The organism is Billgrantia zhangzhouensis, from assembly GCF_021404465.1.
Classification (GTDB): Bacteria; Pseudomonadota; Gammaproteobacteria; order Pseudomonadales; family Halomonadaceae; genus Halomonas; species Halomonas zhangzhouensis.
The window spans coordinates 18,015-31,416 of record NZ_JABFTT010000020.1 but is presented as its reverse complement, the minus strand read 5'-3'; the positions used below and the strand labels follow the sequence as shown (position 1 = coordinate 31,416).

10 protein-coding genes are annotated in these 13,402 nt (G+C 63.7%); 7 read left to right on the top strand and 3 right to left on the bottom strand.

All coding sequences use genetic code 11. The annotated features are described in order from the left end of the window. The first annotated feature begins 4 nt into the window (after window positions 1-4). The 3 genes from HOP51_RS19975 (at window position 5) to HOP51_RS19965 (ending at window position 3,689) form a co-directional block, all read left to right on the top strand. Complete coding sequence (locus tag HOP51_RS19975) at window positions 5-505, top strand: TRAP transporter small permease subunit (protein WP_234274983.1); 501 nt, start codon at window positions 5-7, stop codon at window positions 503-505. Further along, window positions 502-1,836, top strand: coding sequence for a TRAP transporter large permease (locus HOP51_RS19970; RefSeq protein ID WP_234275626.1), 1,335 nt, complete (start codon window positions 502-504; stop codon window positions 1,834-1,836). Before HOP51_RS19975 ends, HOP51_RS19970 begins: the two co-directional genes overlap by 4 nt. 176 nt (window positions 1,837-2,012) lie before the next feature. Then, window positions 2,013-3,689, top strand: coding sequence for an ABC transporter permease (locus HOP51_RS19965; protein WP_234275625.1), 1,677 nt, complete (start codon window positions 2,013-2,015; stop codon window positions 3,687-3,689). Here HOP51_RS19965 and HOP51_RS19960 read toward each other — a convergent pair. Next, on the bottom strand, window positions 3,675-4,793 hold the full coding sequence (locus HOP51_RS19960; protein WP_234275624.1) for an ABC transporter ATP-binding protein: 1,119 nt from the start codon (window positions 4,791-4,793) through the stop codon (window positions 3,675-3,677). The genes HOP51_RS19965 and HOP51_RS19960 overlap by 15 nt on opposite strands. Window positions 4,794-5,050: 257 nt before the next feature. Between HOP51_RS19960 and HOP51_RS19955 the strand changes: the two genes are divergently transcribed. After that, the gene (locus HOP51_RS19955; RefSeq protein WP_234275623.1) at window positions 5,051-6,079 is read left to right on the top strand and encodes a Fe(3+) ABC transporter substrate-binding protein; all 1,029 of its coding nucleotides are present in this window, start codon (window positions 5,051-5,053) and stop codon (window positions 6,077-6,079) included. 203 nt (window positions 6,080-6,282) lie between these two features. On the opposite strand, the gene polA is transcribed toward HOP51_RS19955, so the two are convergent. Next, complete coding sequence (gene polA / locus HOP51_RS19950; RefSeq protein ID WP_234275622.1) at window positions 6,283-9,066, bottom strand: DNA polymerase I; 2,784 nt, start codon at window positions 9,064-9,066, stop codon at window positions 6,283-6,285. Between the two features lie 183 nt (window positions 9,067-9,249). Here polA and HOP51_RS19945 point away from each other — a divergent pair, with 183 nt between their 5' ends. The 3 genes from HOP51_RS19945 (at window position 9,250) to speA (ending at window position 12,536) form a co-directional block, all read left to right on the top strand. Continuing rightward, complete coding sequence (locus HOP51_RS19945; RefSeq protein WP_234275621.1) at window positions 9,250-9,546, top strand: DUF2782 domain-containing protein; 297 nt, start codon at window positions 9,250-9,252, stop codon at window positions 9,544-9,546. A gap of 108 nt (window positions 9,547-9,654) precedes the next feature. Then, window positions 9,655-10,617, top strand: coding sequence for a homoserine kinase (locus HOP51_RS19940; protein WP_234275620.1), 963 nt, complete (start codon window positions 9,655-9,657; stop codon window positions 10,615-10,617). Window positions 10,618-10,625: 8 nt separating this feature from the next. Beyond that, entirely contained in the window at window positions 10,626-12,536 is a 1,911-nt protein-coding gene (speA, locus tag HOP51_RS19935) for a biosynthetic arginine decarboxylase (protein ID WP_234275619.1), read from the top strand. A gap of 135 nt (window positions 12,537-12,671) precedes the next feature. On the opposite strand, the gene HOP51_RS19930 is transcribed toward speA, so the two are convergent. Further along, window positions 12,672-13,337 (bottom strand): fumarylacetoacetate hydrolase family protein, encoded by a 666-nt coding sequence (locus HOP51_RS19930; protein WP_234275618.1) that lies wholly within the window; start codon window positions 13,335-13,337, stop codon window positions 12,672-12,674. Window positions 13,338-13,402: the final 65 nt, after the last annotated feature.

The following is a 13,402-nucleotide window of genomic DNA, read 5'->3' as shown; positions in this document are numbered from 1 at the left end:
ACCCATGAATGCGATTGCCAAGGCGATCGACACGCTCAACGAGGTGTTCGGGCGAGTCATCGCACCGCTGATCGCCATCATCACCCTGGTGGTGCTCTACGATATTGCCCTGCGCCTGTTCACCGGGCGACCGAGCGACTGGGCCTTCGACATCACCAAGATGCTGTTCGGCGCCCATTTCATGCTAATGGCCGCCTACGCGCTGCGCCATCATGCCCACGTCGAGGTCGATGTGCTCAAGCGCCTGTTGTCGCGCAAGAAGCAGGCAGTACTCGACCTGCTCGGTTACCTGATCTTCTTCGTCCCCTTCATCTGGATGATGTTGACACTGGGCTGGAGCTTCTTCATGCGCTCCTACAGCCGTGGTGAAACCACCTATGGCGTGGTCTCCATTCCCGTTTATCCCGTGAAGGGGGTGATCGTGCTGGCGGCGGCGCTGATCCTGCTGCAGGCCCTTGCCATCGTCATCCGCGCCGTTCGTCAGCTCCGGGAGGAAGCCGCATGAACCTGAGTCCGGAAATGCTGACCCTGGTGATGTTCGGCGGCCTGCTCGTCGGGCTGTTCATGGGCCATCCGCTGGCCTTCGTACTGGGCGGCGTCGCTGTCATCGGCGCCTATCTGGGGCCGGGCGAGCGCGTGCTCGGCACCATCATCAACAACATTTATGGCAACGCCATGGACAACTACGTCCTGGTGGCCATCCCCCTGTTCGTGCTGATGGCGCGCTTCCTCAACGACTCAGGCGTCACCGAGAAGATGTTCGAGGCGATGCGCCTGCTACTGGCCAATCTCCGCGGCGGCCTGGCGCTGACCGTGGTCATCGTCTCGGTGCTGCTCGCCGCCACCACCGGCATCGTCGGTGCCTCGATCGCGGTGATGGGCATGATCGCCCTCGCGCCCATGCTCAAGTATGGCTACAACAAGGAACTCAGCACCGGTGTGATCATGGCCAGCGGCTGCCTGGGCATCCTGATCCCACCCAGCATCATGCTGATCCTGATGGCGAGCTATTCGCCGGTGTCGGTGGGGGCGCTGTTCGCCGGTGCGCTGGTGCCGGGACTGCTGCTCGGCGCCATGTACGCCCTCTACGTGCTGGTGATCTGCCTGGTCAAGCCGGCCTATGGTCCGCCGGTACCCGCCGAGGAGCGGGCCAACGTCTCCACCGGCGAACTGCTGGCCATGCTGGCCAAGTACGTGCTGCCGCCAATGACCCTGATCCTCGGTGTGCTCGGTGCGCTGTTCACCGGCATCGCCACCGCCACCGAGGCCTCGGCCATTGGCGTGGGGATCGCCTTCCTGCTGTTCCTGATCTTCGGTGACCGCAAGCTCACCACCTGCTTCAGGACACTGATCGATGCCAGCAAGACCACCGCCATGGTGATGCTGGTGCTGGTCGGCGCCACCGCCTTCACCGGGGTGTTCTCCCGCGGCGGGGGCATGACGGTGATCAGCGAACTGGTCATGGCGATGCCCGGCGGCACCACCGGGGCGCTGATCCTGATGCTGTTCCTGGTCTTCCTCCTGGGCATGTTCCTCGACTGGACCGGCATCGTGCTGCTCAGCTTCCCGATCATGCTGCCGATCGTCGCCGACATGGGGGTCGACGTGCTGTGGTTCGTGGTGATGGTGGCGGTGGTGCTGCAGACCTCCTTCCTCACCCCGCCGTTCGGCTATGCGCTGTTCTACCTCAAGGGCGTGGCGCCCAAGGGGGTCGAGATCATCGACCTCTACAAGGCGGTGATTCCCTTCTGCGCGCTGATCGTGCTGGCCTGCCTGCTGATGGCGTTCTTCCCCGTGCTGGTGACGGGGCTACCGTCGCTCATGCTCGGCTACTGATCCGCTTCCTGCGCCTTCCTCCACTCTCGGCGCCCGTATCACCGGATACGGGCGCTTTCCTTGATGCCGGTCAGCGCATGCCGGCTGCAGCATTCCGTGCCAACTGGTATCATTTCCACCCGTTACCGTATCGCATTTTACTGCGCTGTCACGCCGGCCAGTGAAGGAGTTCCCGTTTGTTCCGTTCCGCTACTACCGGCCTTACCTCCGTATCGCATCGCCTGAGCCCCTGGACGCTGCTGATCCTGAGTGTGGCACTCGTCGTCGCCCTACCGGTGATCGTGGTGCTTGCCCATATCGTGATGCCGACGCAGGGGGTCTGGCAGCACCTGGCCAGCACGGTGCTGGGCCGCTACCTGGGCAATACGGCCTACCTCACCGTCACGGTCGGCTTGGGCACCATGGTGATCGGCACCGGTGCCGCCTGGCTGGTGGTAATGTGCCGCTTTCCGGGGCGGCGAATCTTCGAATGGGCGCTGCTGCTGCCGCTAGCCGTTCCGACCTACGTGATCGCCTACGCCTATACTGACTTTCTGCAATACGCCGGCCCCTTGCAGAGCTGGTTGCGCGAGATCTTCGACTGGAGCCGCGGCGATTACTACTTCCCCAACATTCGCTCGCTGGGCGGTGCCGCCACGCTGATCACCCTGGTGCTGTACCCCTATGTCTACCTGCTGGCCAGAGCCGCCTTCCTCGAGCAGTCGGTGTGCGTGCTCGACGTTGGCCGTACGCTGGGTCGCGGCCCTTGGAACCTGTTCGCCACGGTGGCCGTGCCACTGGCACGCCCGGCCATCGTTGGCGGCGTCTCGCTGGTGCTGATGGAAACGCTGAACGAGTTCGGTGCGGTGCAGTTCTTCGGCGTCGACACTTTCACCACCGGCATCTACCGCACCTGGTTCGGCCTCGGTGAGCAGGTCGCCGCCGCCCAGCTCGCTGCCTGCCTGTTGCTCTTCGTCATCCTGCTGGTCCTGCTCGAGCGCTGGTCGCGGGGTAAACGCCAGTACTTTCATACCACCAACCGCTACCAGCAGTTGCCCGAGTACCGCCTGCACGGCTGGCGTGCCACGGCGGCCTTCACCGCCTGTGCCCTGCCGGTGCTGATCGGCTTCCTCATTCCCAGTGGCCTGCTGGCGCAAATGGCCATCACATCCGGTGACGCCCTTTGGGGCACACGTTTTCTCGGCTTTGCCTGGAACAGCCTGAAGCTGGCGGTAATCGCCTCGCTGATCGCTGTGGGTCTGGCCGTGATACTCAGCTATGGTGTGCGGCTGCACGACAGTCCGCTGACACGCATCGCCACACGCATCGCCTCGATGGGCTATGCCATCCCAGGCTCGGTGATCGCGGTGGGCATCCTGATTCCCTTCGCCTGGCTCGACAATAGCGTCAACACCTGGCTGCACGCCCACTACGGCATGATCGTCGGCCTGATCTTCAGCGGCACGGCATTTATCCTGGTCTACGCCTATGTGGTGCGCTTCCTGGCGGTTTCGTTCAACACCGTGGAGGCAAGCCTGGGCAAGGTGACGCCGAGCATGGATGCCGCGGCACGCACCCTGGGTCAAACCCCGGCCGGCACGCTCAAGCGCGTGCATACTCCGATCATGCGCGGCAGCCTGTTCGCGGCGGGCATCTTGGTCTTCGTTGACATCATGAAGGAGCTGCCAGCGACTATCATCCTGCGCCCCTTCAATTTCGACACCCTGGCGGTAAGAGCCTACAGCCTGGCCTCGGACGAGAGGCTGGCCGAGGCCTCGACCGCCTCTCTGGCTATCGTGGCTGTCGGTATCATCCCGGTGGTGCTGCTAAGCATGGCCATGCGCCACTCTCGCCCCGGTTCAGGCAAGCGCTGAGGGAAAGACGAAGACCTGCGACAGGTCGAGGTGAATGTCCACCCGTTGCCCCTCGGCAGGCAGGAAGACGCCGGGCACCCGAGCATGCAGGTGGGCTTCGCTGCCGTCCTCACCGTGAGCGCAGATGTGCAGCAGACTGCTACGCCCCAGCAACTTGGACATGACCACGTGGCTGTAGCGATGCTCCGGGGCCGGCGCGAAGTGCTCGGTGATGCGCAGCGCCTCGGGCCGAATCATTACCTGAGCCTGGCTTCCTTCCGGGAGCCAGCCAGCTTCAACTGCTCCCACCGGTGTCATCACCCTGCCATCGCGCACCTCGCCCTGCAGTTCGTTCACCTCACCGAAGAATGCCACCACGAAGGGATCGCAGGGAGCGCAGTAGAGCTCCCGCGGCGTACCCACCTGGACGATGCGACCATCGCGCATCAGCGCAATGCGGTCGGCCATAAACATGGCCTCTTCAGGGTCGTGGGTCACCAGCAGGGTCGCTGCGCCGACCTTCTTGAGCACGTGCAGGGTGTCATCGCGGATACGGTCGCGCAGACGCGCATCGAGGCTGGAGAAGGGCTCATCGAGCAGCATCAGTTGAGGTGACGGAGCCAAGGCACGCGCCAGCGCCACGCGCTGCTGCTGTCCGCCGGAGAGCATATGCGGATAGGACTCGGCGTAGGCAGCCATGCCCAGTTGTTCGAGCAGGTGCAAGGCACGCTCGCGCCCCTGACGAGGCGGCTCGCCCTTGAGTCCAAAGGTCACGTTCTCCAGCACCGTGAGATGAGGAAACAGCGCCGAATCCTGGAAGGCCAGGCCAACGTTGCGTTTCTCCGGCGGCACGTGCCTGCCCTTCGGCACTGCTATCTCGCCGCCGTTGAGTGTCACGCGCCCCTGCTGCAGCACTTCGAGGCCGGCGGCGATACGCAGCAGTGTCGTCTTGCCGCAGCCCGATGGCCCCAGCAGGCAGACGACCTCACCGGGCATCACGTCGAGGTCGACGCCTCGAACGGCGGCCAGACCGTCGAATGTGTGGTGGACGTCCTCCATGCTCAGCGCGGCTGGCTGGCGATAGGGGGTGTGCCCAAGTGCAGTGGGCTTCGATTGGCTAGTCATAGGTGTGACTTGGTCAAGAAAGTTATGAAATTCATCGTACCCGAAATGTCCAGCGAACGCGTTTGGAATTTACTCTCATTCGTCTTCATTTCTGCGCTCTCCTTGCCTACGGTCAGAACTGCGGCACATCGTGAATGAGCAATGGGCGAAACGGGTTGACGACGCATACGCGAAGCGCTTCAATGAAACTTAACGTAATGCAACGTATTATCGTTTTAAATACGTACTCATCCACCCAGCCTTGAGGTAGAAGCAGAATGTACCAGCGCAACCGTCTCGTCGCTCCCCTTGTCGCCGCGATCGCCGGCTCGGCCTTTGCCACCACCGTAGCAGCCGACGAGGTCAACCTCTACTCGGCGCGCCATTACGACGTCGATGAGCAGCTCTATCAGGCTTTCACCGACGAGACCGGTATCAAGGTCAATCTGCTGGAAGGCAGCTCCGATGAGCTGATCGAGCGCATTCAGCGTGAAGGTATTGCCAGCCCCGCCGACGTGATGATCACCGTGGATGCCGGTCGTCTGTGGCGTGCCGAGCAGGAGGGCATCTTCCAGGGAATCGAATCCGACGTACTGGCGGAGCGCCTGCCGGATTCCATGCGCCACCCGGAGGGCAAGTGGTTCGGCTTCAGCCAGCGCGTACGGGCGATCTTCTACAATCCAGAAAACGTCGACCCCAGCGACATCACCTCCTACGAGGACCTGACCGACCCGCGCTGGGAAGGTGAAATCTGCATTCGCTCATCCAACAACATCTATAACCAGTCGCTGCTGGCGGCCATGATCGACCACCATGGCGCGGAAGAGGCCGAGGCTTGGGCCCAGGGCATCGTCACCAACCTGGCGCGTCAGCCCGAGGGCGGCGATACCGACCAGATTCGTGCCGTCGCTGCCGGCGAGTGCGACCTGGCCGTGGCTAACCACTACTACTACGTTCGCCTACTCAACTCCGACAGCGAAGCCGACCGCAACGTTGCTGAAAGCGTAGACATTCTGTTCCCCAATCAGGACGACCGCGGCATTCACGTCAACGTCGGCGGCGCGGGCGTCGTCGCCACCTCGCCGAACCGCGAGAACGCCATCCGCTTCCTCGAGTTCCTGGCCTCCGACACCGCTCAGGAATTCTTCGCCGCTGGCAACTACGAGTATCCGGTCGTAGACGGTGTGAACATGGACGAAACACTGAAATCCTGGGGCGAGCTGAAGAAGGACGACCTGAACATCAGCGTGCTGGGCGAGAACAACCCGGAAGCGATCAGGATCTTCGATCGTGTCGGCTGGCGGTAAGCCTTAGCCAATAGGCTCGAAACGAAAAATGCCACCGCAGCCGCGGTGGCATTTTCATTGGGTACCTCGGGAACGCTGAACAAATCGACGAGCGAGATGAAGCGCAAGGCGCACGGAGCACAGGAACCGGAGCCTATGGGGTATAGGTGAGGATTCCGCGCAACGCAGCGATTCGCTCGCGCAGGCATTTGTGCAGTGTTTCCCTAGTGGGCTTCGTCCCAATTGACTCCACTCTCGGCCTCGACGATGAGCGGTACGCTGAGTTCGGCGGCGGCCTGCATGCGCGCCTTCACCTCGTCGATGAACTCATTCACCTGCCCTTCGCCAACCTCGAACACCAGTTCGTCGTGGACCTGCATCACCATGCAGGCGTCAAAGGCGCTCTCCTGCAGCCAGGCGTCGACTGCGATCATGGCGCGCTTGATGATGTCAGCTGCAGTGCCCTGCATCGGCGCATTGATCGCAGTACGCTCAGCGGCCTGACGCCGGGCATGGTTCTGGGCGCGGATCTCGGGCAGGTAGAGGCGGCGGCCATACACGGTTTCGACGTAGCCATCCTCGGCGGCCTGGGCGCGGATGCGGTCCATGTAGCGGGCCACGCCCGGGTAGCGGTCGAAGTAGCGGTCGATGTAGGTCTGCGCCTGGCTGCGCTCGATGCGTAGCTGTTTGGACAGGCCCCAGGCGCTCATGCCGTAGATCAGCCCGAAGTTGATCGCCTTGGCGCTGCGCCGCTGCTCCCCCGAGACCTTCTCCAGCGGTACGCCGAAGACCTCGGCCGCAGTAGCGGCATGGATATCGCTCCCCTCGGCAAAGGCCGAGAGCAGCCCCTCGTCCGCGGAGAGATGCGCCATGATGCGCAGCTCGATCTGCGAGTAGTCGGCGGCGACGATGCGATAGCCGGGCCGGGCGATGAAAGCCTGGCGAATCTTACGCCCCTCCTCGGTGCGGATGGGGATGTTCTGCAGGTTGGGGTCGCTCGAGGAGAGCCGGCCGGTGGCAGCAACCGCCTGATGATAGCTGGTGTGCAGCCGCCCGGTGCGCTTGTTGACCAGCCGCGGCAGCTTATCGGTGTAGGTCGACTTGAGCTTGGCCAGGCCGCGATGCTCCATGATCACCTTGGGCAGCGGGTAGTCCAGCGCCAGCTCCTCGAGCACGGCTTCGGCGGTGGAAGGCGCTCCCTTGGGCGTCTTCTTGATCACCGGGATCTTCTGCTCTTCGAACAGGATCTCGCCCAACTGCTTGGGTGAGCCAAGGTTAAACTCGCGTCCGGCCAGCTCGAAGGCACGGGTTTCCAGCTCGGCGATGCGCGCTTCGAGCTCCTGGCTCTGGGCGTGCAGCCGCGCGGCATCGATCGCCACCCCGGTGCGCTCGATACGCGAGAGCACCGGGATCAGCGGCCGCTCGATACTATCGAGCACTTCGGCCAAGCGCCCCTCTGCCTCGATGCGTGGCCTCAGCTCGCAGTGCAGGCGCAGGGTCACGTCGACGTCCTCGCAGGCGTAGGGTACGGCCTGCTCGAAGTCAATCTGGTTGAAGGTGAGCTGCTTGGCGCCCTTGCCGGCGATCTCCTCGAAGCTCACCGTCTTCTGGCCCAGGTATTTCAGCGCCAGCGAATCCATGTCGTGACGAGTGGCGGTGGAGTTGAGCACGTAGGATTCGAGCATGGTGTCAGTGAGCGGCCCACGCACCCGAATGTCGTAGTTGGCCAGCACCGAGATGTCGTACTTGAGATTCTGGCCGATCTTGCCGCGGCAGGGGTCCTCCAGCAGCGGCTTGAGGGCGGCAAGCACGGCAGCCCGGTCGAGCTGCTCGGGCACGTCGAGGTAGTCGTGTGCCAGCGGCACGTAAGCCGCCTCGCCGGGTTCGAGCGCCAGCCCCACGCCGACGATCTCGGCATCCATGTAGTTGAGACTGTTGGTCTCGAGATCGAAGCAGAAGGCCTCGCAGGCGCCGAGCCGAGCCAGCCACTCGTCGAGTTCGGCCTGGGTCAGGATCAGATGGTTCTTGCAGGCGGCCACGCTGGCTGGCGGTGCCTGCGGGTCAAGGTTGCCTGCGGCAGCCGTGCCGGCCACCCCGGCGCCACGCTCGACGTCATCGACGCCCTCATCCTTGCCGGAGAGCAACTCGGAGAGCCAGGCCTTGAACTCGAGCTCGGTGTAGAGCCGCTTGAGTGCCTCGCGATCGGGATGGGCAATATCGAGGTCGTCGAGCCCCACCGGCAGCTCGCAGTCGGTCTTGATGGTGGCCAACTGGTAGGAGAGATAGGCCATCTCACGGTGCTCGTCGAGCTTCTTCGGCAGTGACTTGGCGCCGCGGAAGTCGAGCGTGGCGACACGGTCGAGGTCGGCATAGATGGTGTCGAGCCCTCCCCCCATGCCTTGCAGCAAGCCCAGCGCAGTCTTCTCGCCCACCCCCGGCACGCCTGGGATGTTGTCTACCTTGTCGCCCATCAATGCCAGGTAATCGATGATCAACTCCGGCGGTAGGCCGAACTTTGCCTTGACCCCTTCCGCGTCGAGAGTCTCGTCCTTCATGGTATTGACCAGGGTGATGTGCGAGTTCACCAACTGCGCCATGTCCTTGTCACCGGTGGAGATCACCGCGTCGCGTCCCGCCTCGGTAGCATGCCTGGCCAAGGTACCGATGACATCGTCGGCCTCGACGCCCTCGACACACAGCAGCGGCAGGCCCAGGGCGCGGATACAGGCATAGAGCGGCTCCACCTGGCTGCGCAGGTCGTCGGGCATCGGCGGGCGTTGGGCCTTGTACTGCTCGAACAGCTCATCGCGGAAGGTCTTGCCCTTGGCATCGAAGACCACCGCCATGGGACTGTCCGGGTAATCCTTGATCAACCGTTTGAGCATGTTGAGCACGCCCTTGACGGCACCGGTGGGCTGACCGGAAGAGGTGGTCAGCGGCGGCAGAGCGTGAAAGGCGCGGTAGAGATAGGACGAACCGTCGACGAGAACGATGGGCGTAGCGGCCATGTATCGGCATCCGTTGGGTCTGTGCAAGAAAATGTGATCTTGATCAGCCATGATACGCATTGCGCGCCGCTTTTGCCGCCATCGTTGGGATCATGCGGTCCAACGTCATACACTGAGGTTAATCGCACACCGGGGCAGTCACTCGGTGCAGCGTTCGTCGCAAGCGATCTCTGGAGGCCCACCATGAACGTTTCACGCCGCATCCTCGCTGTCACTCTGCTCTCATTGGGGCTCGGCATGGTGTCGGCCGCCCCCGCCCTGGCCCAGTCGTCCGCCGATGTCGAGCCCGACATCACCATCCGTCAGGAGGAGGATCGCACCATTCGTGAGTACCGCGTCAACGGTCAGCTCTATGCCATCGAGATTCGTCCGCGCCGCGGGCCCAGCTACTTCCTCGTCGACCATGACGGCGACGGCAATTTCGAGCGCCAGGAGGGCGACCGGGTCGCCGTGCCCCAGTGGGTGCTGATCCACTTCTAGCCGCCAGGTCGGGTGATGGCTTCGTGAATGGCGGAACGTGTCCAGCAGGCGTGCATCGAAGTGCCAAGACGCTACAATAGGCGGCTTGGCAACCTGGGCGAGAGACACATGGCCGTATTCACCCCGTTGAGCGACGCACAGGTCGCAGAGTTTCTCAGGCGTTTCGATGTCGGCAATCTGGTGTCCCTGGAAGGGGTTGCCGGAGGCACCGAGAATACGACGTTCTTCGTTACTACCGACCGGCGGGAGCTGGTACTGACGCTGTTCGAGCAGGGCGAGCATGAGGAGCTGCCGTTCTTCGTCGACCTGCTCGACTATCTCGACGAACATCGCTTGCCGGTGCCAGGGCCAGTGCACGACCGTGAAGGCATTGCCCTGCATAGCCTGGCCGGCAAGCCTTCACTGTTGTTCCCGCGCCTGCCCGGCCGGCATCCCATGTCGCCCAACCTGGCGCAGTGCCGCGCCTTGGGTGAGGCGCTGGGACGCATGCATGTGGTCTCACAGCACTTTCCCGGGCATCGCCCCAATCCGCGCGATCTCAGTTGGCTGGTGGCCATGCATCACAGGGTGCTGGGCTATCTCTCGCCCGAGGACCAAGCCCTGATGAAGGATGAGGTGGAAATCTACCAGGGCGTGTTCGGCGCTGCCCCGGCACTGCCTCACGGCGCCCTGCATGGCGACCTGTTCCGCGACAACACCCTGTTCGAGGGCAACCGCCTGGGTGGCATCATCGATTTCTACAATGGTTGTACCGGCGACCTGCTGTTCGATCTGGCCGTGGTGATCAATGATTGGGCCTCCGATCCCGACGGGCGCCTGGACCGTGAACGCCACGACGCCATTGTCCAGGCCTATCAGGCACGTCGGCCGCTGACCTCCGCGGAGCGCGAGGTATGGCCCACGATGCTGCGCATGACCGCGCTGCGTTACTGGCTGTCACGACTGCTGGTGGTCTACGTGGACCCGCCGGCTCACGACCTGACGCCACATGATCCAGCGCAGTTCCATACCATTCTCACGGCACGCCTGAAACATGGCGCCCTGCCCCTGCCCGAAGCGAGCGATACATGAGCCTATCCATGGGAGCTGTCTCAGGACCCGCCCAGCGGGCCCGCCGCACTTGGAACATCGACCAGTGGGGCAGCGGCTATTTCGATGTCGACGATCATGGCCACGCCTTGGTACGTCCCCTCGGCAGCGAAGCCGAGGGCCCGGCACTGCCGCTGGCGCCGCTGGTAGATGAACTCCGCGAGGCCGGCCTGCGCCTGCCGGTGCTGGTGCGTTTCAGCGACATCCTACATGACCGTGTCGAACAGTTGTGCGACGCCTTCGACTTGGCCATGCAGGAAGAGGAGTATCTTGGCGGCTATACCGCCGTGTATCCGATCAAGGTCAACCAGCAGCGCCGTGTGGTCGAGGAGATCCTTGCCACCCGCGAGCGCGGTCACGGCCGGGTCGGCCTCGAGGCCGGCAGCAAGCCGGAGCTGCTTGCCGTGCTGGCACTCTCCGCCGACGGTCCCTCGCTGATCGTGTGCAACGGCTACAAGGACCGCGAGTACATCCGCCTGGCGCTGATGGGCGAGAAGCTCGGCCACCGGGTCTATCTGGTGGTGGAGAAATTCTCCGAGCTGCCGCTGATCCTGGAGGAAGCCGAGAGCCTTGGCGTCACCCCACGTATTGGCCTGCGCGCCCGCCTGGCTTCGGTGGGCATGGGCAAGTGGCAGGATACCGGCGGCGAGAAATCCAAGTTCGGCCTCACCGCCAGCCAGATGTTGGCCGTGGTGGAGCGTCTGCGTGAAGCCGGCTCGCTGGGCAGCCTACAGCTGGTGCACTTCCACCTGGGCTCGCAGATCGCCAACATCCGCGACATCCAGGTCGGCCTGCGCGAATGCGCGCGCTTCTACCAGAGCCTGCTGGCACTTGGAGCACCGATCGACACCGTCGACGTCGGCGGCGGTCTGGGTATCGACTACGAGGGCACCCGCTCGCGCAGTTTCTGCTCGATCAACTACTCCATGCGCGAGTATGCACGTAACGTGGTCAGCGCCTTCGCCCAGGCCTGCAACGAGGCGGAGATTCCCCACCCTCACCTGGTCAGCGAATCGGGCCGCGCGCTTACCGCGCATCATGCGGTGCTGATCGCCAACGTGATCGGCGAGGAGCGGGTCAACGACGAAGCGCCCGAACGTCTGGCCGAGGACGACCCCCAGCTCGACGAGCTGTGGCGGGTCCACGACCTGCTCAACGGCTCGGTGGAGCCGCGCGAGCTGGTCGAGGCGTGGCACGACCTGCTGCAGGCCATGAGCGAGATGCACGACCGCTTCCTCATGGGGCTGGCCGACATCACCGTGCGCGCCGAGGCGGAGGGCGTCTACTTCGCCGCCTGCGCGCGCCTGCGCGAGCGTCTCGACAGCCGCAACCGCGCCCACCGCGAGATCATCGACGAGCTGGCCGAGAAGCTCGCCGACAAGCTGTTCGTCAACTTCTCGCTGTTCCAGTCGGTGCCCGACGTGTGGGGCATCGACCAGATCTTCCCGGTACTGCCGCTCACCGGGCTCAACCGCGAGCCCAGCCGGCGCGGCGTGATCCAGGACATCACCTGCGACAGCGATGGTCGCATCGACGGTTATGTCGACGGCCAGGGCGTGGAGACCACCCTGCCGCTGCCGGAGTGGCGTGATGACGAGGAGCGCCTGCTAGGCTTCTTCCTGGTCGGCGCCTATCAGGAAATCCTGGGCGATCTTCACAATCTGTTCGGTGACACCGACTCCGTCGACGCCGCCCTGGACGAGAATGGCGAGTGGGTGCTGAGCCACGCCCAGCATGGCGACCGGGTCTCCGACGTGCTCGCCTACGTCAACTTCGACGCCAAGGTGCTACGCGACCGGCTCGCCGGCCAACTGGCCGACAGTGGGCTGTCGGCGGAAGAGCAAGAGCATTTCCTCGACGATCTCTCAGCGGGCCTGCAGGGCTACACCTATCTCGAATAGACTTGGCTCGAATAGACTTGGCTCGAATAGATCTGGCTCGAATAGCGACACACCGAGCGTAAACGACACGACGCCCCCGCGGCCAAGCCGCGGGGGCGTCGTCGTTGGGTACTACGCGCCGCTCAGGGCAAGACGTTACTCGACCACCTGCGCCGTGACCTCGAGACCTCCGGTGAGGGTCAGGCGCAGCTTGGCGCCACGCGGCAGTTCACCAACCCCCTCGGGGGTACCGGTAATGACCACGTCGCCCGGTTCGAGAGTGAAGTGGCGGCTCATCTCGGCCACAAGAGTGGGCACGGGGAACAGCATGTCGGCGCCCTCGCCGTGCTGGCGCAGCTCGCCGTCGATCTCCAGCTCGAAGGTCAACGCGTTCCAGTTCGGTACGCGACTCAGCGGCAGGAAATCGCTCAGCGGACAGGCGCCGTCGAACGACTTGGCGATCTCCCAGGGATGCCCCTTCTCCTTCAAGCGGGTCTGCACGTCGCGCAGGGTCAGGTCCAGCGCCAGGCCGATGCCGACGATGGCACGCTCGGCCTCATCGGAGGTGGCGTGGGTCAATCGTTCGCCGATCAGCAGCGCCAGTTCCGCTTCGTAGTGCACCTCGCCACGTGAGAAAGGAGGCTCAAGCGGCTCATCGAGACGAACCGCACTGGTTGCCGGCTTGATGAACAGCAGCGGCTCGGTGGGGATCGGGTTGTCCAGCTCCTTGGCGTGATCGGCATAGTTGCGGCCAATGCAAACGATCTTGCCCAGCGAATGGGGAAACTCCTGGCCATCGGTAAAACGGGGGACAAAGCGCATGGCGGATCTTCTCCTTCTCGTTATGCGTGCCGCTTCTCAACGACAAGCCTCACAGTCTACCGCAC